Raw genomic sequence first — 21,209 nt, 5'->3', positions numbered from 1 at the left:
GGCAATTAAATACAAATATTGGTAAAATGTTATCAAGGAGGGGTTCTGCTATGGAAACTAAAACTACTGAACTTAGAAAAGGTCCCAATAAAAAAATTATATTAGGAATATTAGCAGGGGTTTGTGCTTTGTTAGCAATATATCTTGGGATAGCTTTTTTCTTTACAAATCATTTTCGTTATGGAACAACAATTAATGGAGTGAATGCTAGCTATAAAACTGTAGATGAAGTTAAAAAAGAAATTACAGCAAAAGCGAATGATTATGAATTAAAGTTGGTTGAGCGCGATGGAAAAACTGAGGTTATTAAGGGTTCAGATATTGGATATGAGTATGAATTAGGTAATGATATTGAAAATTTGAAAAAAAAGCAAAGCCCTTATGGATGGATATCCGGATTCTTTGGGAAGAAGGATATTGAGTTAAAAGAAGAGGTAAAATATGATGAGGCTGCTTTAAAGGGAGCAATTGATAAGTTAGATTGCTTAAAGACAGAAAACGTTGTTGAACCGCAGAATGCAGTGCTGGAATTAAAGGCTGGAGAATTCGTAATTACACCAGAGATTAAAGGTAATAAACTAAAATCAGAGGAAGTATCAAAAGGTATTATAAATTCAATAGTAAATAGAGAACAAGAGATAAAATTTGAAGAATTAGGTTATTATGAAAATCCAATAGTGCTATCTGATTCTAAAGAAATTATTGATGCTAAAGCTAAGCTTGATAAGTATACTGCCACTAATATAACATTTAATTTTGGAGACACAAAGGAATTGCTAAGTGGGGCAACTATTAGTACTTGGTTAGATGTAGATGAAAATTATAATGTAGCTATTAATGAGGATTACATTAATAGTTATGCTGATAGCTTAGCAGCAAGCTACAACACTTATGGAAGTACAAGGCAATTCAGTACCTCTTTAGGAACTACAGCAACAGTTGTTGGAGGAGATTATGGTTGGATTCTTGATAAAGAAAGCACAATTCAAGCTATTAGAGATGCTATAGGAAGTGGGGAATCTGTAACAATAGATCCAAGTTATGATCAAAGTGCAGCGTCAAGAACTGGAAGTGATGTTGGTAATACCTATGTTGAAATAAATTTAACTACTCAACAGGTATGGTATTATAAAGATGGTAACTTGATTACATCAGGAAGTTGTGTTACGGGTACAGCTAATACTCAATATGCAACGCCACAAGGAACTTATGTATTAAAATATACTGAAAGAAATGCTATTTTGAGGGGCCCAGGTTATGAATCACCAGTTAGCTTTTGGATGCCATTTAACTGGGATATAGGCTTACATGATGCTATATGGAGAGGATCATTTGGTGGAGGAATATATCAGTATGATGGTTCTCATGGATGTGTAAATCTTCCATATAGTGTAGCAGAAGCAATATTTAATAATATAGAGGCTGGTATACCTGTAATTTGCTACTATTAAAATAATGATAATAAAAGAACTTCGAGAGAGCTCGAAGTTCTTTTTAATGTATAGGATTGTTGTAATTTAAGTGATAAATTAAAAAACGTTGATTCGGGTCAGTTTTATATAGCGCTTTTAATTTAATTTCTTTTATTAAATTAAAAGCGGTACTGTTTTCGAGGTAATCTATAAAGTCCTCTGAAGGATAGTAAAGTATTAAATCAATTGGTCGTTCATGGTTATCAAGGGAGTCGAATATATTACCAAGAACCTTTATAAAAATAGAGAGTGAAAATGGGTTAAAAAAATAAAATTTATTATCTGAAGGTTTTATTTCATATTCTTCTGCTAGACAGCATAAAAAGTTTATCTTATTTTCTTTAGTTTTGTGATTTTGTAAATAACTTTTTTTATTAGCTATAGCTTCTTCAAAATAGTATTTATTCATTTCAATTCCAGTCACAGTTGCTCCAAAAAAATAATTCAAATAAAAGTTTAATCTTCCTTTTCCACAACCAAAATCGATAATGCTGTCTTCACTGTGGATATTATATTCCTCAGTAAGAAGAGCTAGGGCATCATATGACGTTGGTTCATAGACATTATAGTGGAATGAATAATTAAGTAATTTTTCCTTACCGCTAGTTTTTATGTTTAATAATCTTTCGTAGTCTTGTTCTTTCATCATTGTACCTTTCTAAGTTAATTAGATAAATTATATTGCTAAGATATCTCAAAATAAGAATTAATTATATAAATAATTAGTTGTTAATTCCTTATAAAGTATAGTATTATCCATAAACCCATGCAAATATTTTTAACATAAAATATAATTCAAGAATATTATATAAGAAGAAAATTTAATAAAGCGGGGTACCAATATGAATTCTTTAAAGGAGATTTCGCAAGTGTTCAATAAGGCAGATGTTATTAGCTTTGATGATACCTCTAAATTTGTTTTGATGAGTGATTGTCATAGGGGTGATGGTAATTGGAGTGATAATTTCGCGAGAAATCAGAGTATAGCCTTTCGGGCTTTAAATTATTATTACGAAAATGGATATACCTATATTGAGCTAGGTGATGGGGATGAGCTTTGGGAGAATAGATCATTAGATGATATAAAGGAAATACACAGTCATGTATTTTGGCTTTTAAGTAAGTTTTATAGTAAAAAAAGACTTCATTTAATTTATGGTAATCATGATATAGTTAAGAAAGATGAAAAGTATGTGAAGGATAATATGTACACTATGTATGACAGTGTTCAGAAGAAGGATGTGCCGTTGTTTCCTGGTATTAAAGTTCAAGAGGGAATTATATTACATTATAAACCTACTAAGGATAAAATTTTGTTATTGCATGGACATCAAGTGGATTTCTTTAATAATAAACTGTGGAAATTAAGCAGAACTTTAGTAAGATATTTATGGAAGCCACTGGAGTTATTTGGAGTAAATGATCCAACTAGAGCTGCAAAAGACTACAGGAAAAAAGATAATATTGAAAAAAATCTTGCTGAGTGGGCTAAAATAGAAAAAAAGATGATAATTGCAGGTCATACTCATAGACCAGTATATCCTAGCCCGGGGCAGACAGCATATTTTAATGATGGAAGCTGTGTACATCCAAGATGTATAACTGCGATAGAAATTTTTAGTGGAAGTATAATACTAGTTAAGTGGCAGGTTACAGCAAGGCAGGATGGGGTTTTAATAGTAGCAAGAGAAGTTCTAGAAGGACCAACTAAATTAACTGTTTACTTTGAAAAATTAAGATAAATTATTTAAAAGCTATATTAGATACATTATTCATTATGTATAATATTATTAAGACAGCGCTTTCGGGTTTGAAGGAGGCAAGTTGGAGAATTCAAATCGTTGATTTGAAAGCTCATTTATAGGAGGATGATATTATGGATTTTGAATTAGTAGAGATAAATTATGGAGAGAATACATCAACAAGCTGTTTTCCAGACTTCTTTGATGATTGTAATCCTACAGATGATGCATGTATTCCAAGTGAAATGGATGATGAAGAAATATAGTGATAAGTATGAAGTATTTCAATTTTAATGAAGATATAATTCTTGTAGAAGGTGCATGTGGTGGATTAATACAAGATTTGAAGAATAAAAAGTTGTATTCTATTGATGCAGCTTCTAAAATATGTTTAAAGCAATTGTTAGAAGGAAAAACTATTTCAGAAGTGATTAATCAGGCAGGGAACCTTGATAAGAATAAATTGTTAGGATATTTAGATCAGCTTGTGGATAAAAAACTAGGGTTTTACTCAAAGGTGTGGATTAAAAATGAAGCCTTTGAAAAATGTATTTATGATAAATTAGATACAGTATGGTTAGAACTAAGGAAGTCATGCAATTTAAAATGCTGCCACTGTTATATGGATTCTAATCCCAAAAGGGATATTGGCCTTAGGATTCTGAATTTAAAGCAGTGGGAGGAAGTTATACTTCAGCTTGAAAGGTTTAAACCTAAAAGAATTATTTTAATAGGTGGAGAACCATTATTGTTCAAAGATATAGAACTCTTAATTGAGTTTATCAGTAATAGAAATAAACAAACAGATATAATTTTATATTCTAATCTTACATTACTGACAGACGAGGTTGTAGCATGTATTATAAAAAATAATGTTAAGGTAGTTACTTCAGTATATTCTAAAAATAAAGAGATACATGATAAAATTACTAATCATATTGGAAGTTTTGATAAAACCATTGCAGGAATAAAAAAACTAAGAAGCAAGGGTGTGTATGTACAAGCCAATACTGTAATAATGAAATATAATGTTGAAGAAACACAGAGTATACAAGAATTTTTATATGGTATTACTGGAAGAAAGGCCAAAATAGATGTTATTAGAGATGTTGGAAAGGAAAAGAGTAATCTTATACCAGGTTTACAGGGTTTAAAGTGTGGAAGAGTTAAGATTAAACCAAACTTTCAAGGCATCTCAAAGGCAGAGTTTATTAAAAATTTTTCAGGTAACAGCTGTTGGCAAGGGAAAATAAATATTGGGTGCAATGGGGAAATAAGTCCATGTATAATGGGAGAAAAATTTATTAACCTAAAGTATAATGTTTTTACCCATTCTCTTGAGGAAATATTAAGTGAATATTTGAAGAAAGAAGTGTGGAATGTTTCTAGAGATTTAATTAAGGTTTGTTGTGATTGTGAATACAGATATGTATGTAAAGATTGCAGACCTGTAGCTGTAGAAAGTGAAAAAATCTATGAACGTGGAAATACATGCAAGTACAATCCTTATGAAAGACGGTGGGAAGATTAAAGTGCGAGGAAGCTATCAAGATACAAATGAGTATTATAGTCATCCTCGTATTTTTTATAGTGATGAAGTATTCATAAAATAAAAGGGAAGAATAATAAAAATATAGTAAGTATTGAGGGTTATTATTTTTCTAATGTGTGGAAAATTATATTAAAAAGGAGTAGTTAAAGTGAAAATATTTCTAATGCATGTAACTCTAAGGGCTGCATGGGTACACTCATTAAAAGAAAAAAGAATGGTAGTTAAGAGCTTAGTGCAAAGAGTGAAAAATAAATTTAATGTTTCTGTAAGTGAAATAGATGAGCAAGATATTCATCAAACAATTGTAATAGGAATAGCGGGAATAGGTGGAACATCAGCACAATTAGATTCAACCATGGAGAACATAGTTAATTTTATAGAAAGTAATACGGATGCTGAAATTATTGGTATTGAAGAAGAAGTTGAGGTATATAAGTTTTAAGAAGTCTACCTCGTAGATAATAAAAAACTTGAATATAAATGGAATGTATGGTATTAATAATATTAATTAAAGAATAATAATTATTAATTGAGGTGATTATATGATTAAAGTATATTCTGTAGACTGGTGTCCTGAATGTAAAATATTAAAAATGTATCTTGAGAAAAAGGGTGTAGCTTTTGAGGAAATTATTGTTCCTGACTATAAGCAAGATAGACATATAGTATTTGAAGTATCAGAGCAATGGACTGTACCTGTGATAACTATAGGAGATGAAGTTATTGTTGGGTACAAGAGAACTGAAATTGAGGATGCTTTAGAAAAAATAAAATAAGGTAATAAGTTGGAGTTTGGAGTAAGTTTCTAAAATCCAACTTTTTATTTTATGAATAAAATGGTAAGGAGCATATGAATGTATTTTAATTTATAACGGAGTAATACTAAAGTTATTCGTTTTTAGCTTCCAATTAAATTTAAGATGAGAGGTGAGGGTGTATGGCATATATAAACTTTAAGGAAGAAGTTAGTGCTGCAAAGGATCAGCTTAACCATAGAAGAAGCAATAATGAGGCCCTTTATAAAGAAATAATTAAGGATAAAACAATAATAGATGTCATACCAAGTGAAAAGTACAGTTTTAAAACCTTTGAAGGTAAGGTTTTTAATAATGAAAGAACACAAGATGAAGGAAAGTTTTCAGAGTTTACTGGTTTGAATATAGTGTGCTCTATTTTTAAGGGGTGTAAGTTTTATAATATTAAGTTTAAGAATTGTACTTTTATAGGCTGTAAGTTTAAAGAATGTGATTTTGGGGGAGGAGGAGTAATTTTTGAAGATTGCACCTTCCTATTAGAAAAAATAAAAAAGGAGCCGTCTTTAAATAAAAAAGATAACTTGTCTTGTGAATTTGATAATTGTAAGATATATAGTAAATTTCTCAGCTGTGACATAACTTATTTGATATTAAGAAACTGTAACTTTAAGGATACAAGCTTTGAATTATCAGATATGTCCAATACAATAATTATAGACTCATATATGAAGAGAACAAATTTTGCAGATGTAGATTTATCAGGAGCTAAAATTGTAAATACATACTTGGTTGACTTCGAGTTTAATGACAAACTGAAAACAAAAGTTAATGAAAAAACCTTCATAGATAAAATTAAACCAATAGAGAAGACAAAGAATGAGTATGAAGGCCTGTATATGGTTTATGAAACAATTGCAGACAAATTTAAAGAAGATAATTTAAGTAATAATTTTGGTGAGTATTATTATATTTGCAAAAATTTTCAGCGTAAAAGTTTAGATACGCTTAGAGCAAAGGTATTATCATTTGTATATTTTGCTACTTGTGGATATGGCGAAAGAATGTTACATCCATTAATTACATCATTAACACTAGTTTTACTTTTTGCAATACTATATATTTTGGTTGGACTTGATATTGAAGGTGAAACAATAATTTATTTGCTTGGAATAGGATTACCTAAAAGTTTTAGCCAGTTCGTTAAACAGTTCAATGAAACTTTAAATTTAAGCTGTGGAATATTTGCAGGTTTAGGGATGATTACTGCAGGTCCAACGCCGGCAGCATATATGCTATCCAATGTGGAAATGGTTTTAGGGGTCATAATGATGGGTATAGGCATAGGAACAATAACTAGAAAATTAGTAAGATGAAAAGGCTGGAGGAGTACCTCCAGCCTTAATTATTTGAGTCTATTTCAACTATTATTTGAGTAAGATAATTTTCTTTATCTTTTACAGTTGTTTCATCAAGAATAAACTCTTCATATGCAAATTCGCCCATTTTAAGTTTGGACTTTTCAAGGTATCTAACAACTCTCTGATAACTTTCATCAAGATTTTCAGGATCACCGAGATGATAAGCAATGGCATATAAACCACTAGGCTTTATAAATTTATATGAACTTTCTGAAGTACTGTTAATCCTAGAGTAAAGATAAGAGTAATTATATTGAACTCCAGCCAAGATATTTTCTTTATTTATTATAAGTCCAATGCTGTAATCAGAGTTAATGCTGTTGGTAAAATAATAATCAAGGTGGTCAGAAACGGTCTTTAAATAATCCTTATGACTAACATTTTCAATAGAACGGCTTATGACAAGAGTTTCTTCTTCCATAAATTCTATTGTGATTTTATTGGGGTCAATATTAGTACATTTTTTAATAGAAGATAATTTTTTTTCCATGAGCATTCGTGTTCTTTGGAGTTTTTTTATTTCTTCATCAATTTCAACAAGCTTATTTTCGAAGAGTTCAACGAAAGAATCTGGAGTTCTGTTGTCCAGATAAGCTTTAATTTCCTTTAGCGGCATCTTTAATTCTTTTAGCATAGAAATAACGCCAAAAACCTCAAATTGCTGATAAGAGTAATAGCGGTATCCATTTGAATCTTTTACTTCAGGTGAGAAAATACCTATATCATCATAGTGAAAAAGTGTTTGTTTTTTTACATGGCATAACTTTGAAAATTCACCAGTGTTAAAATATTTCTTGTAATCGTTATTCATGATTTTATCCCCCTATTGACTATACGGTTACCGTATACCTTATATTATTATAATGATGTGGAGACAAGTATTCAATAATATAAAATTTATAAATAGCAAAGAAAGTAAGAATATATAGTTAAGGTATGAAGGATATTATAACTAATTACAGATTAGATTATATAAATTTAAAAAGAAGGAGTATTAAAAGAGATGAGGTTAATTTTAAAGTACTTAAAAAATTATAAACTGCTTATTATGATAAACATAATATCAGTTTTCGGATTTGCTCTTGTTGAACTAGGAATACCAACAATCATGGCGGATGTTATAGATAATGGAATTGCTAATGGAGATATAGAGTATATAAAAAGAATGGGAATGGTTATTTTACTTATCTCTCTTTTAGGGACATTTGGAAATATTGTTTTGGCTTATTGTTCATCAAAGATTTCTAATGGAATGGTAAGAGATATAAGAAATGACATCTTTAAAAAATCACAGGATTTTTCTCATAGCGAATATGATAAATTTGGAATATCATCAATGATTACAAGAACAACTAATGATGCTTTTCAGTTAATGCAGTTCACAAATACAATATTAAGAATGGCATTAATAACTCCTGTTATGTTCTTTTCAAGTTTGTTTATGATAGTAAGAACAAATCTTAAATTATCAACTATATTACTTGTTACAATACCAGTAATTGTAATCGGAGTTGTTATAATAGCTAAAACTTCTCACCCGATTTCACAAAGTCAGCAAAAGAAGTTAGACAAGTTGAATCAAATATCACGTGAGAATTTAACTGGTATCAGGGTTATTAGAGCTTTTGGAAATGATAATCATGAAAGAGTTAGATTTGCTGAAAATAATGAAGATTATGCGGGATTATCTAAAAAGCTATTTAAGCTTATGGCAGTAGCGTACCCAGCATTTTTCTATCTTTTGAGTATTGCCATAATTATTGTATTTTGGATTGCAAGCAATATGATTAACATGGGAACTCTTCAGGTTGGACAATTAGTTGCATTTATAGAATATTTATTCCATGCAATGTTCTCTATGATGCTGTTCTCTACAGTATTTACAATGTACCCAAGAGCTCAGGTTTCAGCAGAGAGAATTGAAGAACTACTAAATGAGGAACCACTAATTAGAAACCCAGAAAATGGTGTAAAGGAAACAAAGATAAAAGGTGTAGTAGAATTTGAAAATGTAACCTTTACTTATCCAGATGGGGAGGAGCCTGTAATAAAAGATGTTACCTTTAAGGCAGTGAAGGGTGAAACTGTGGCCTTTATTGGAAGTACAGGAAGTGGGAAGAGTACACTAATAAACTTAATTCCAAGATTTTATGATGTAACTGAAGGGTCAGTTAAGGTTGATGGTATAGATGTCAGAGACTTTGATTTAAAGGTTCTCCGTAAAAAAATAGGATTTATTCCACAAAAGGCAAGATTATTTACTGGAAGCATTAAAAGTAATATAAAGATGGGTAAGAAAAAAGCTACAACTGAAGAAGTTGAAGATTCATCTAAAATAGCTCAAGCTTATGAGTTTATTTCTAAAAAACCTAAGAAGTTTGATGAGCATATAAGTGAAGGTGGTACCAATGTTTCTGGTGGTCAAAAACAAAGGCTGTCAATTGCAAGAGCAATAGTGAGACGTCCAGAAATATATATCTTTGATGATAGTTTTTCAGCTTTAGACTTTAAAACAGATGCAGAGCTTAGGGCACGATTAAAGAAAGAAACACAAAATTCAGTGGTTTTAATTGTTGCACAAAGAATTGGGTCTATAATGGATGCTGATAAAATCATAGTTTTAAATGAAGGTGAAGTTGTTGGAATGGGTACTCATAGAGAGCTTCTAAAAAATTGTGAAATATATTATGAGATAGCAGCATCACAACTTTCAAAGGAGGAATTAGCATAATGAAAAAGTTAAAAGACACAATAAGAAAAATTTCTCCATATATAGAACCATATAAAGGTTATTTTATAATTGCAATAACATTGATAGTGTTAGCTACAATAACAAATGCATTATCACCTTTTGTTGAGGGGTTAATTATAACACAGCTTACAAATGACTCTTTTGATTTGATAAAAGGAATTACTGGTGCTTCAGTTAACTTTGAATATATTATTAAAGTACTTATACTTTTGGGTATTGTTTACACCATAAATGCAGCTGCAACCTATGGAGCATCTTACTTATTAACAAATGGAATACAAAATGCTATAAGGGATTTAAGAAATGCAGTTCAAGATAAAATCAGAAGTTTGCCAGTGAGCTATTTTGATGGAAATAGTTATGGTGATGTGTTAAGCCGTATAACTAATGATATTGATACTATTTCGAATGCACTTCAACAAAGCTTTAGCCAGATAATTATTTCAATTTTATCTATAAGCTTTGCGCTTATTATGATGTTTACAATTAATGTGAAGATGGCATTGGTTGCAGTTCTAATAATTCCAGGAAGTTTAATAGTTTCAAAGATTATAGTAAATAAATCACAAAGGTTGTTTGAGGCGCAGCAGAATGCTTTAGGAAAGTTAAATGGTGCTGTACAGGAAATGTATACTGGCTTTAATGAAATAAAGCTATATGGGAAGCAGGAAGACTCCATAGAAGATTTTAAGAGAATAAATGAGGAATTGTGTATTAATGGATTTAAAGCTCAATTTATATCAAGTACTATGTCTCCTCTAATTTCTCTGTTGAGTTATTTAGGTATTGCTGTAATAGGAGTTATGGGTGGAATAACTGCTATTGCAGGGAAAATTACTGTTGGTAATCTTCAAGCCTTTATTCGTTACATATGGCAGATAAACCAACCACTTTCACAGGTAACTCAATTATCATCTGCAATACAATCTGCATTTGCAGCTGTAGAGCGTGTGTTTGAATTCTTAGATGAAGAGGAAGAGATTAAGGATAAAGAGGCTTCGATTAAACTTGAAAATCCAAAGGGAAATGTGAGTTTTGAACATGTTAAATTTGGATATAATGCGGATAAACCTTTAATAAAGGATTTAAATGCAGAAATAAAAAGTGGGCAGATGGTTGCTATTGTTGGACCAACTGGGGCTGGAAAAACTACACTGATAAATCTGCTTATGAGATTTTATGAAATACAAGGTGGAGCTATCAAAATAGATGGTGTTGATACAAGGGATATGAAAAGAGAGGATTTACGCTCTATGTTTGGAATGGTGCTTCAAGATACATGGCTATTTAATGGAACCATATATGAAAATATAGAATATGGACGTTTCGGAGCATCAAGGGAAGAAATAATCGAAGCTGCTAAAATAGCTAATGTACATCACTTTATAAAGACCCTTCCAGATGGATATAATATGTTCCTTAATGAGGAAGCATCTAATATTTCACAAGGAGAAAAACAGCTTTTAACTATAGCAAGGGCAATAATTTCTAATCCATCAATTTTAATTCTTGATGAAGCCACAAGTTCCGTTGATACAAGACTTGAACTTATGCTTCAAAAGGCAATGCAGAACATTATGAAGGGCAGAACCAGTTTTGTTATTGCACATAGACTTTCAACAATAAAGAGTGCTGATTTAATCTTGGTGGTTAATGATGGAAGTATAATAGAACAAGGAAATCATGAAGAGTTAATGGCTCAAGGTGGATTCTACGAAAAATTATATAATAGCCAGTTTGCAGAGCAAGCTTAAGGCAAGAAAGAAGGAAATCATAATTAATGGTTTCCTTTTTTTAGTGGAAGTATAGGGGGAATTTCAATGAGTATTATGCAATTTATAATTTGTTAAAGTTTACATGAAAAAGAAGATAAATTAAATATTGACATGGATTAGAATGTGTAATATTATGAATAATATAAAATTTAAGTAAATTCTATGACGAGAAAGAGTAAGTTTTATTTTTGTTCCACAGAGAGTTGGCAATTAGCTGAAAGCCAATGTTCAAATTAATTCTGAAAATCATCTTTGAGAAGCAACCCGAATTGAAGTAGGCGTTGACGGAGTTTTTCACCGTTAAAAGAAAAGCATATTGATAGATATGTAACTGAGTGCTATGGAGGCCTGTATTACTAGAATCTTTTATATTTGACTAGGAATAAAGCTGGTGTTAAATTAAATAAAGATTTATATATTATTATAGGAATTATCATAGAATTAGGGTGGTAACGCGGATTGGTCCGTCCCTTGTATTTTTACAAGGGGCGGTTTTTTTATTGTTTAAAGGGGGAACTTGGATGGATATTGAGAGCGACATTATTATTCAGAAATTAAGAGCAAGATTAAAAGCAACGTTAAAGGAGACGGATTATTATGAAGGAATTATCAAAAAAGGATTTATTATTAGTTAGCTTAATGCTATTTTCACTATTCTTTGGAGCTGGGAATTTAATATTTCCACCATTTTTAGGGCAAACAGCAGGTGCTGCAACATGGGTGGCCATGGCAGGATTCTTTATTACTGCAGTAGGTTTTCCAGTGCTTGGAGTAATTGTTGTTGCTAAGTCTAGAGGATTAAACTTATTAGCAGATAGAGTGAATCCTGTTTTTTCAGCAGTATTTACAGTTTTAATATATTTATCAATAGGGCCATGTCTTGGTATTCCAAGAGCAGGAAGCCTGCCATTTGAAATGGCTGTAGCACCATATTTACCAGAAGGTGTATCACTTACCTTTGCAATGTTTTTATTTACTTTAGTATTTTTCACAGTGGCATATTGGTTATCACTTTCACCTACAAAGCTTGTAGATAGGATGGGCAAGGTGTTAACTCCAACACTTTTAACTCTTATAGCTGTTATATTTGTTTCAGCGTTAGTAAAGCCATTAGGGGCTTATGGAGAGCCAACCGGAGCTTATGTTAACTCAGCTTTTGTTACAGGCTTCTTAGAAGGATATCTTACAATGGATACTATAGCTGCACTAAATTTTGGAATTGTGATAGCGATGGCAATAAGAACTAAAGGCGTTGAAGAGGAAAAGGCAGTGGTTTCAACTTCAATAAAGGCAGGAATGATAGCAGGAGGACTATTAATAGCAATATATTCTATTTTAGGACACTTAGGTGCAACTAGTGGCGGAAGATTTGGAGCAACTGAAAATGGAGCTCAAACTCTGACTCATGTAGTGACTTATATATTTGGAAAGCCAGGAGCAGTGCTTTTAGCTGTAGTATTTACTTTAGCATGTTTAACAACTTGTGTAGGATTAATAACTTCTTGCAGCCAATACTTTACAACTTTAACTAAAAAGGTTACATATAAAAGTTGGGTAGCGATTTTAGCGTTATTTAGCATGACTGTTGCAAACTTAGGCTTAACAAAAATATTATCAATATCAGTACCAGTATTAAATGCAATATATCCTATAGCTATAATGCTTATAGTTTTAGGCTGTCTAGATAAGTTCTTTAATGGAAATTCAGCTGTGTACAGCTTAACTATATTATTTACTGGAGTGGTGAGTATAGTTGACGCTTTAGGACAGGCTGGGATAAATTTAGGAAGTGTAGTAAAGTTGTTTGAAAAATTGCCACTATATGCTGATGGTTTGGGATGGATTGTTCCAGCATTGTCAGGAATGGCTGTTGGAGTTGTTGTGATGTTAGTTAAGGAAAAGTCTGGTAGTGAGCAATCAGTAAATGGTAAAGAGGTAATGGATTAACAAAAATATAATCAGTAAAAAGAGTATAATAAATATTAAAATTTTTTATAATATGAAGCCTGAGGTGACTAAAAAAATAGTTGCTTTAGGCTTTTTTATGTTAAAAAAAGAGAAGATGAAATAAAAAAGAATAATTACAATAAAAGGATTGATTTAAATATATTGGAATAATACAATTAGGGTAGGAACATATATATTAATGTTCAAAATTTTGTAATGGGGGGATATGAATGAAAAGAAACAAAAGGTTAGTTGCTTGGTTTACCAGCTTAGTTTTAACTTTATCTTTTGTTCTACCTGCAAACGTATTAAGTGCGTATGCAGATGAGACAAAAGAATCTGTAAACGTTGAAACTACTGAAAATTTAAGCACTGAACCAACGGCAGAACCAGCAGCTGACGAGAATGTAAAAATTCAGGTTTTAGCTACTACAGATTTACATGGAAAGTTTTTGAACTATGACTATGCGACTATGTCACAAGCCGCAGGTGGTCTAAACCAAATTGCAACTGTTGTAGAAAATGAAATGGCTAGCAATTTAAATACAATAGTTGTTGACAATGGGGATACAATACAAGGGAATTACAATCATTTATTTTTAACAGATGAATTTCTAAAGGATAATATTAACCCAATGGTATATGCAATGAATAAAATTGGATATACATCTTTTAGTCTAGGAAATCATGAATTTAACTATGGAATGAATACATTAAATAAAATTGCAGAGCAAGCTAAAGCGGGGGGAACTGCAGTATTATGTGCAAATCTTTATAAAGATGGCACAAGAGTATTCGAACCATACACAATCAAAACAGTAGATGGAGTAAGAGTTGCTATTATTGGTGTTGTAACTAATAATATAACTAAATGGGATGCTGATAAATTAGTAGGATATACACCAACTAATCCAGCAGAAGAAGTTCAGAAAGTTATGTCTGAAATAAAAGATAAGGCTGACGTATTCATTGTAACTTCTCATATGGGATTAACCTCTGAATATGGTAATGGTGATAGCGCAACAGATATCGCTAATTTAAATCCAGAAGTCGATGTAATAGTTGCTGGACATAGTCACACTACAATTCAACAGGAAGTAGTAAATGGTGTTTTAGTAACTCAGCCAACTAATAATGGACAAGGTCTTTCTAAGACTGTTTTAGAAATTGAAAAAACAGCAGATGGAGCTAAAGTTGTAAATAAAACTTCAAGTGTAATTAAATTAGAAAAAAACTCACCAGTAGATGAGGCTTTAACTAGTGAGCTAAAGAAATATGATGATATAGCTAAGGCAGATGCTAATGGTGTGATTGGTAAATTAGACGGTGAAAACTTAGCAGAGGAAGATGAAGTTAAAGGAATACCTCAATCCTTTGTAAATGATCAAGGGGTAACTGATTTAATAAATGAAGTACAACTTTATTATAGCGACCAACATTTAAAATCCTTAGGAATTGATACCTCAAAGATTCATCATGTATCTGGAGCAGCAATGCTTTCAGCTACATCTAATTTAGACTCTGGAGATATTACTAAAGCTGATTTAGCTAATATTTATAAATTTGATAATAAGTTATATACAATTAAAACTACAGGAAAGCAGTTGAAGAAATATTTAGAGTGGACTGCGAACCTATATAATACCTTTGAAGAAGGTGATTTAACAATTTCATTTAATCCAGGCTTTGCATCATACAAGTATGATATGTTAAGTGGAGTTTCCTATGAACTTAATATATCTAGGCCGGTTGGGGAAAGAGTTGAAAATTTAAAATTTAACGATGGAAAAGCTGTAACTGATGCTGATGAAATTTATTTAACCGTGAATGATTACAGATATAGCTCTAATTTAGCTCCAATGTTTGATGATGGAGAACATACTAAGGTTTACGAATCTACAAATGATTCATTATCAGACATAAGAGATATGATTGCTAGATATATTACTGAAGTTAAAGGTGGAACAATAACTCGTAAAGTTGATGGAAACTGGAAACTAACAGGAATAAAGTATGATAATAAACTTAGAGCAGAAGTTGTTAAGTTAATTAATGATGGAACTCTAACTCAAGAGATGAGCTATGGCATAGTAAGCAAACCACTAACTTGGGAACAAGTATCTGCACAGCTTACTGCAGCTGGTGAAACAGAAAAATTAGCTCAATTAAATGCTTTAAGAACTGCGAAGACTGTAGAGTTTCTTAGCTTCAATGATTTTCATGGTAATGTTTTAGAATCAGGAAAAAATATTGGAGCTGCAAAGCTTGCAGGGGTTATTAATAGCTATAAAGGTATGGAAGATGGCAGTTATGGTGTAATTCCAGTATCAGCTGGTGATTTATATCAAGGAACTGCAATTTCTAATATCAAATATGGAGCTCCAGTAACAGATATGTTAAAAGAAATTGGACTTGTAGCTTCAGCTATAGGAAATCACGAATATGACTGGGGTTCTAATAGAATATCTACTTGGGCAAAAGATGGTGGTTTTGATTTCATAGCAGCTAATGTTGTTAAGAAGGGAACACATGACTTAGTAGATTATGCAAAACCTTATAAAATAGTTGAAAAGAATGGAGTCAAAATTGCAATAATAGGTATTGCGACTCCGGAAACAGCAGAAAAGACCCTTGCTGAAAATGTTAAGGACGTAGAATTCTTAGATCCAGCAAAAACTGTTGCCAGCTATATAGATAAGGTTAAGGACGAAGGTGCAAATGCAATAGTAGTCTTAGCACACAGTGCTGCATATCAAGATAGTAAAACTAAAGTTATAACAGGAGAAGCAGCAGATATAGCTATGGTTGAAGGTGTTGATGCTGTGATTTCTGGTCACAATCATGCTTTTGTATCTGGAACAGTAGACAGAAATGGAAAAGCAATTCCTATAGTACAAGGTGGATATAATGGAAGAGGACTTGCATCAGTAAGCTTTGAATTTAATGAAGATAATAATTTACTAGTTACTGAACCATCAGTGAAATTATTATATGAAAATGTTAAGAATCTTCCAGTAGATGAGGTTGTTGCAGCTAAAATTAAGGATCATAACGATGAGTTAGCTCCAATGATGGCTGAAGTAATTACAACAACAGAAACTGAACTTAGTCATGAAGGAAGAAATGAAGGTGTAACACCTCTAGGAGTTATTGTAGCTGAAACTATGAGACAAATTGCAGGAACTCAAATTGGGTTAACAAATGGGGGTGGAATCAGAAGAACTCTTGCTGCTGGAAAGATAACAGTAGGAGATATGTATGAAATCTTACCATTTGATAATACTCTAGTAACTGTTAAAGTTACAGGTGAAGAGTTAGTTAAGATAATTGAACATGGTATTAATACTAAGACTTTTGGATGGGGACAATTTGCTGGAATCAAAGTTTGGTATGATGCTGAAACAGGTAAGGTTTCATCTATCAGATTAAATGATGGTACTAAGATTGATCCAAAGACAGAGTATTCAGTAGTAATTAATGACTTTATGTTAACCGGCGGAGATGGTTATGATTTCTCTAAAGCAACAGAAGCCAAAGATACATTTGTTGTTATGAGAGATGCAATGGCTAAGAACTGGAAAGAAAACGGTATTCCAAAGGTTGATTATAATGTTCTTGTTGCTGGTGTAGATGATACAGTTGATCCAGAGAAACCAGTAAAACCAGAACCTCCAAAACCAGAAGAAAAACCAGAAAAGCCAAATAAACCAGGAAAGCTTCCTCAAACAGGAGCTCCTATAGGTGCTGATATGGTAGCTATGATGGGTATCACAGCGGTAGCAGTTGGTGGATTTGTATATAAGAGAAGAAAAAAGAACGCATAAAATAATTTAAAACAAAAAATACCTCTGGAGGTTATTCTCCAGAGGTATTTTATTTTTAAAAGTGAGAGCTTGCTTCTTCGCGTTCTATTCTTTTTATATCTTTTAACCTAAGGTGAGTTTCTGCTCTAATTTCATCATAAGATTGACCGTCAATCAGCATTTGTTTAGCTTTTTCACATAGTTTTTTATCGTCTTCTAGGTTCATAATTAAGCCTCCTTATTTTATATCAATAATATTTTGTGAATATAAATGGATTATATTCATGAAGTGAAAATGTAAATATAATAAAGGAAATTTACATAGTTCTATAATTTTTATTGGAATGAATATTGAAGAAGTATATAATAAAATTAAACGTAAGCGTAATACTAAACTTAAAAGAAGTGAAAGTGGTAAGAAAACATGTTTTCTTTATGAATATGAAGAAGTAAGTTTAAGTAACCAAATCAAGGACTTTGTCTTTCACTTAAAAGGAACGGAGTGATAAAATGAAAGCAATAATAGATCTACATACTCATACTATTTCTAGTGGACATGCATTTAGCACATTAAAAGAAAATGTTGAAGGTGCAAAGGAGAATGGCTTAAAAATAATGGGATTATCTGACCACGCTGTTACAATGCCAGGAACAGCGCATCCATTTTATTTCCATAACATGAAGGTTATAAAAGAGGAGATTAACGGCATCAGAGTTTTAAAAGGAATTGAAGCAAACATAATTGATTATGATGGTAATCTAGATGTGGAAGATGAAGTTGTAGAGATATTAGATTACATGATTGCCAGTGTTCACGGACCATGTATTAAAGCAGGCAATATTGAAGAAAACACTAGAGCTATGATTAAGGCAATGGATAATCCAAAGGTAAAGGTTATAGGACATCCTGATGACAGCAGATTTCCTGTTGATTATGAAAAGTTAGTTTTAGCAGCAAAAGAAAAAAAAGTTGCATTAGAGATGAATAACAGTTCACTGTCACCTAAAAGCTTTAGAATGAATGGATTAGAGAACTATAAAATAATTTTAAAGCTATGCAAGGAGCATGAAGTAAAAATTATGCTAGGAAGTGACGCACATATATATTATGATGTAGGTAGATTTGATAATTGCTATAAGCTGCTAAAGGAAATGGACTTCCCAGAGGAACTTGTATGGAATTTTAGAGAAGATGTTTTAGATTATATTTTTAGTTAATAAAAGGTATTAATAAATTGATGGTATACGGATAAGGGAACCCCTTATCCGTATATTTTTTTTGTTAATTAACAAATTTTAATTTGGATAGTCGAATTTAATGAAAGGTGTTTACGTATTGGGAGTTTATAAAATCATTAAAATGGAATACTAATCATGAGGTTATTGAACTAATCCATAGCGTCTTATGTTAAGTTTAATAAAAATTATTATGAAAGGAAAAGTATAATGAATTTTTAATATGAGTTCATTATACAAGGTGATTTTATGAAGTCAGTATGGCAGTATGAATGTAGTTTAAGTAATGGGGTTAGTTTAGATAAAAATATTGATACAGATGTATTAATAATAGGAGCTGGGATAACAGGAATATTAACAGGTTACATGCTTAAAAGTGAAGGTGTTAACTGCACTATCATTGATGCTGGAAGGATTTGTGAGGGTAATACAGGCAGGACAACTGCAAAAATTACACTTCAACATGAACTTATATATAATAAATTGATAAGAGAATATGGAGAAAATAAAGCAAGGCAATATGCTGAGGCTAATAAAAAGGCTATAGATAAATACAAGGAAATAATTAAGAAAAAAAATATACAATGTGAGTTTAAGGAATTACCAAATTATCTTTATACAGTTGATAATGTTGAGGCTTTGGTACAAGAATATGAAGCTGAATTAAAGCTTGGCATTGAAGCAGAGCTTTTAGACAATATAGAGCTCCCAGTTAGCGTGAAAAAGGCCTTGAAGATTAATAATCAGGCCCAGTTTAATCCATTAATGTTTTTAAAGGAAATAGCAAAGGAATTAACTATATATGAAAATACAAGGGCTGTTGAGATAAAGAACAATATTGTTACAACTGATAAATATATTATAGCTGCAAAAGCTATTGTTATAGCAACTCATTACCCAATTATAAATTTTCCAGGATATTATTTTATGAGAATGCATCAAGAACGCTCCTACGTAATTGCATTAGAAAATGCGCAGAATATCAATGGAATGTATATTGGAATTGATGAAGAGGGTTATTCTTTTAGAGAATATAAAAATCTTCTGCTTTTAGGTGGTGGTTCTCATCGTTGTGGTGATAATGAAGTTGGTGGAAGGTATGAGGAACTAAGGAAGGTGGCAAAAAGGATTTATCCAGAGGCTAAAGAGGTATATAACTGGTCTGCTCAAGATTGTATGCCAGCAGATGATATACCTTTTATTGGACAGTATTCTAAGGAGACTCCAAACCTTTATGTAGCCACTGGATTTAAAAAGTGGGGAATGACCACTGCAATGGTTTCTGCAATGATAATTACAGACATGATTAAGGGCAGGAAGAGTGAGTATGCAGAGATTTTTTCGCCTAAAAGATTTGATATATCAGATTCAATGGCAAACATTATAAAAGATGGAGTAGAAGCTATTAAAGGATTAACTTCACAGTTTTTTCATATACCCGATGCGGAACTTAAGGATATTAAGGCGGGGCATGGAGGAATCATTGAATATAAGGGGGAAAAGGTTGGCATATATAAAGATGAACATGGAAAAAACCACATAGTGTCAACTAAATGTCCTCATTTAGGTTGTGAAGTAAAGTGGAATCCTGATGAATTATCCTGGGATTGTCCATGTCATGGCTCAAGGTTTGATTACAAGGGAAATTGGATAGAAAGCCCAGCACAAAGGGGGCTTAATGGTGAGTAACAAAGAGCTAATTAACGAACTCAAGCTAAAAAGGGCTAAGTCAAAATATTTTTATGGCCAAAATAAAAAGAATAATTATTTTGAAGGCTGGTATTTTAAACATCAGAAAGCTGATGAGTGTATTGCCTTTATTCCAGGTATGAATGTTGATAGTAAGGGGAACCGGTTGGTTTTTATTCAGGTTGTAACCAATGATAATTCGTATTTTGTGCATTATCTATATCCGGAGTTTAATGTAAGTGGAGAAAGATTATCAATAGGAATAGGAAATAGTAATTTCTCAGAGGATGGAATAACCATTGATATTAAGGAGAAAGACTTAAGTATAAAGGGAAGTATTAAATATGCCGATATGGTGAAGTTAGATAGTAACATTATGGGTCCGTTTGCTCCGTTCTCATCTAAAATGCAGTGTAATCATGAAATTATAAGTTTACGACACAGATTAAGTGGAAAAGTTACAATTAATGATAAAGTATATAACTTTGATGGAGGAGTAGGATACATTGAAAAAGACTGGGGTACGTCATTCCCTAAAAACTATTCATGGATTCAATGCAATGACTTTAAAAATAGAGTATGCTCAATAGTTGCAGCGATAGCAGATATTCCTTTTATGGGAAGAAGTTTTAAGGGGTGTATTTGTGTAGTTTATTATGAGGGCATGGAATATAAATTATGTACTTATAATGGGGTAAAGATTTTGAAAAATGATAGTACTGGAATGATATTAAAAAGAGGAAAATATAGATTAGAAATAGAACTAAATGAGGAAAATCCTCAGAGAATTTTAGCACCTATTAATGGACATTTAGCAAGATCAATTCATGAACATTGCGGGTGTATAGCTAATTTTAAATTCTTCATAGAGGAGAAATTAGAATTTAATTTAAAGAGCAGCAATTGTAATTTTGAATACGTTACTGATTAATCCTAAGGTGGTAATATTCTAAAAAAATAAGAGTATTGCCACCTTTAAAACGTCCAATGAAATTTGGTTGATAAAGTTAAAAAATGGTTTATAATAGAAATTAATGGAAAAGATAAAAGGTTAATTGAATGGGGGGA

General features: G+C 31.6%; 17 protein-coding genes and 1 other annotated feature. Of the genes, 14 read left to right on the top strand and 3 right to left on the bottom strand.

Features of this window, described 5'->3' with window-relative positions; translation table 11 throughout:
• Nucleotides 1-50: 50 nt before the first annotated feature.
• Nucleotides 51-1,451 (top strand): L,D-transpeptidase family protein, encoded by a 1,401-nt coding sequence (locus BN1075_RS07980; protein WP_040192600.1) that lies wholly within the window; start codon nt 51-53, stop codon nt 1,449-1,451.
• A 43-nt stretch (nt 1,452-1,494) separates the two neighbouring features.
• On the opposite strand, the gene BN1075_RS07975 is transcribed toward BN1075_RS07980, so the two are convergent.
• Nucleotides 1,495-2,118, bottom strand: a complete 624-nt coding sequence (locus BN1075_RS07975; RefSeq protein ID WP_040192599.1) for a methyltransferase — start codon at nt 2,116-2,118, stop codon at nt 1,495-1,497.
• Between the two features lie 196 nt (nt 2,119-2,314).
• Between BN1075_RS07975 and BN1075_RS07970 the strand changes: the two genes are divergently transcribed.
• The 6 genes from BN1075_RS07970 to BN1075_RS07950 all read left to right on the top strand — a co-directional run bounded on the left by BN1075_RS07970 (nt 2,315) and on the right by BN1075_RS07950 (nt 6,894).
• On the top strand, nt 2,315-3,214 hold the full coding sequence (locus BN1075_RS07970; protein WP_040192598.1) for a metallophosphoesterase: 900 nt from the start codon (nt 2,315-2,317) through the stop codon (nt 3,212-3,214).
• A 134-nt stretch (nt 3,215-3,348) separates the two neighbouring features.
• Nucleotides 3,349-3,480: a hypothetical protein gene (locus tag BN1075_RS22340; protein ID WP_268871537.1), complete on the top strand. Its 132-nt coding sequence runs from the start codon at nt 3,349-3,351 to the stop codon at nt 3,478-3,480.
• An 8-nt stretch (nt 3,481-3,488) separates the two neighbouring features.
• Nucleotides 3,489-4,745 (top strand): radical SAM protein, encoded by a 1,257-nt coding sequence (locus BN1075_RS07965; RefSeq protein WP_040192888.1) that lies wholly within the window; start codon nt 3,489-3,491, stop codon nt 4,743-4,745.
• 169 nt (nt 4,746-4,914) lie between these two features.
• A complete protein-coding gene (locus BN1075_RS07960) occupies nt 4,915-5,208 on the top strand; it encodes a DUF503 domain-containing protein (protein ID WP_040192597.1) in 294 nt (97 codons plus the stop codon).
• A gap of 100 nt (nt 5,209-5,308) precedes the next feature.
• On the top strand, nt 5,309-5,542 hold the full coding sequence (locus BN1075_RS07955; protein ID WP_040192596.1) for a glutaredoxin domain-containing protein: 234 nt from the start codon (nt 5,309-5,311) through the stop codon (nt 5,540-5,542).
• A gap of 161 nt (nt 5,543-5,703) precedes the next feature.
• Nucleotides 5,704-6,894, top strand: coding sequence for a pentapeptide repeat-containing protein (locus BN1075_RS07950; protein WP_040192595.1), 1,191 nt, complete (start codon nt 5,704-5,706; stop codon nt 6,892-6,894).
• Nucleotides 6,895-6,919: 25 nt separating this feature from the next.
• On the opposite strand, the gene BN1075_RS07945 is transcribed toward BN1075_RS07950, so the two are convergent.
• Nucleotides 6,920-7,750, bottom strand: coding sequence for a MerR family transcriptional regulator (locus tag BN1075_RS07945; RefSeq protein ID WP_040192594.1), 831 nt, complete (start codon nt 7,748-7,750; stop codon nt 6,920-6,922).
• Between the two features lie 192 nt (nt 7,751-7,942).
• Here BN1075_RS07945 and BN1075_RS07940 point away from each other — a divergent pair, with 192 nt between their 5' ends.
• The 4 genes from BN1075_RS07940 to BN1075_RS07925 all read left to right on the top strand — a co-directional run bounded on the left by BN1075_RS07940 (nt 7,943) and on the right by BN1075_RS07925 (nt 17,237).
• Nucleotides 7,943-9,670 (top strand): ABC transporter ATP-binding protein, encoded by a 1,728-nt coding sequence (locus BN1075_RS07940; protein WP_040192593.1) that lies wholly within the window; start codon nt 7,943-7,945, stop codon nt 9,668-9,670.
• Nucleotides 9,670-11,445: an ABC transporter ATP-binding protein gene (locus BN1075_RS07935; protein WP_040192592.1), complete on the top strand. Its 1,776-nt coding sequence runs from the start codon at nt 9,670-9,672 to the stop codon at nt 11,443-11,445. Before BN1075_RS07940 ends, BN1075_RS07935 begins: the two co-directional genes overlap by 1 nt.
• Nucleotides 11,446-11,619: 174 nt before the next feature.
• Nucleotides 11,620-11,941 (top strand) — a binding site (T-box leader).
• A gap of 122 nt (nt 11,942-12,063) precedes the next feature.
• Nucleotides 12,064-13,413 carry a branched-chain amino acid transport system II carrier protein gene (gene brnQ / locus BN1075_RS07930; protein WP_040192591.1) on the top strand — a complete coding sequence of 450 codons (1,350 nt, stop codon included), beginning with the start codon at nt 12,064-12,066 and terminating at the stop codon, nt 13,411-13,413.
• A gap of 230 nt (nt 13,414-13,643) precedes the next feature.
• Nucleotides 13,644-17,237: a 5'-nucleotidase C-terminal domain-containing protein gene (locus BN1075_RS07925; protein ID WP_040192590.1), complete on the top strand. Its 3,594-nt coding sequence runs from the start codon at nt 13,644-13,646 to the stop codon at nt 17,235-17,237.
• Nucleotides 17,238-17,292: 55 nt separating this feature from the next.
• Here BN1075_RS07925 and BN1075_RS21905 read toward each other — a convergent pair whose 3' ends face one another.
• Entirely contained in the window at nt 17,293-17,442 is a 150-nt protein-coding gene (locus BN1075_RS21905) for a hypothetical protein (protein WP_197072289.1), read from the bottom strand.
• A 284-nt stretch (nt 17,443-17,726) separates the two neighbouring features.
• Between BN1075_RS21905 and BN1075_RS07920 the strand changes: the two genes are divergently transcribed.
• The 3 genes from BN1075_RS07920 to BN1075_RS07910 all read left to right on the top strand — a co-directional run bounded on the left by BN1075_RS07920 (nt 17,727) and on the right by BN1075_RS07910 (nt 21,072).
• On the top strand, nt 17,727-18,434 hold the full coding sequence (locus BN1075_RS07920) for a phosphatase (protein WP_040192589.1): 708 nt from the start codon (nt 17,727-17,729) through the stop codon (nt 18,432-18,434).
• Nucleotides 18,435-18,701: 267 nt separating this feature from the next.
• Entirely contained in the window at nt 18,702-20,141 is a 1,440-nt protein-coding gene (locus tag BN1075_RS07915) for an FAD-dependent oxidoreductase (protein ID WP_040192588.1), read from the top strand.
• Nucleotides 20,134-21,072 (top strand): tocopherol cyclase family protein, encoded by a 939-nt coding sequence (locus tag BN1075_RS07910; RefSeq protein ID WP_235777769.1) that lies wholly within the window; start codon nt 20,134-20,136, stop codon nt 21,070-21,072. Before BN1075_RS07915 ends, BN1075_RS07910 begins: the two co-directional genes overlap by 8 nt.
• Nucleotides 21,073-21,209 lie beyond the last annotated feature (137 nt).

It is taken from the genome of Clostridium culturomicium (assembly GCF_000821305.1).
Lineage (GTDB): Bacteria > Bacillota > Clostridia > Clostridiales > Clostridiaceae > Clostridium_J > Clostridium_J culturomicium.
The sequence above is the reverse complement of the archived record's forward strand: the minus strand, read 5'-3'. Positions and strand labels throughout refer to the sequence as shown.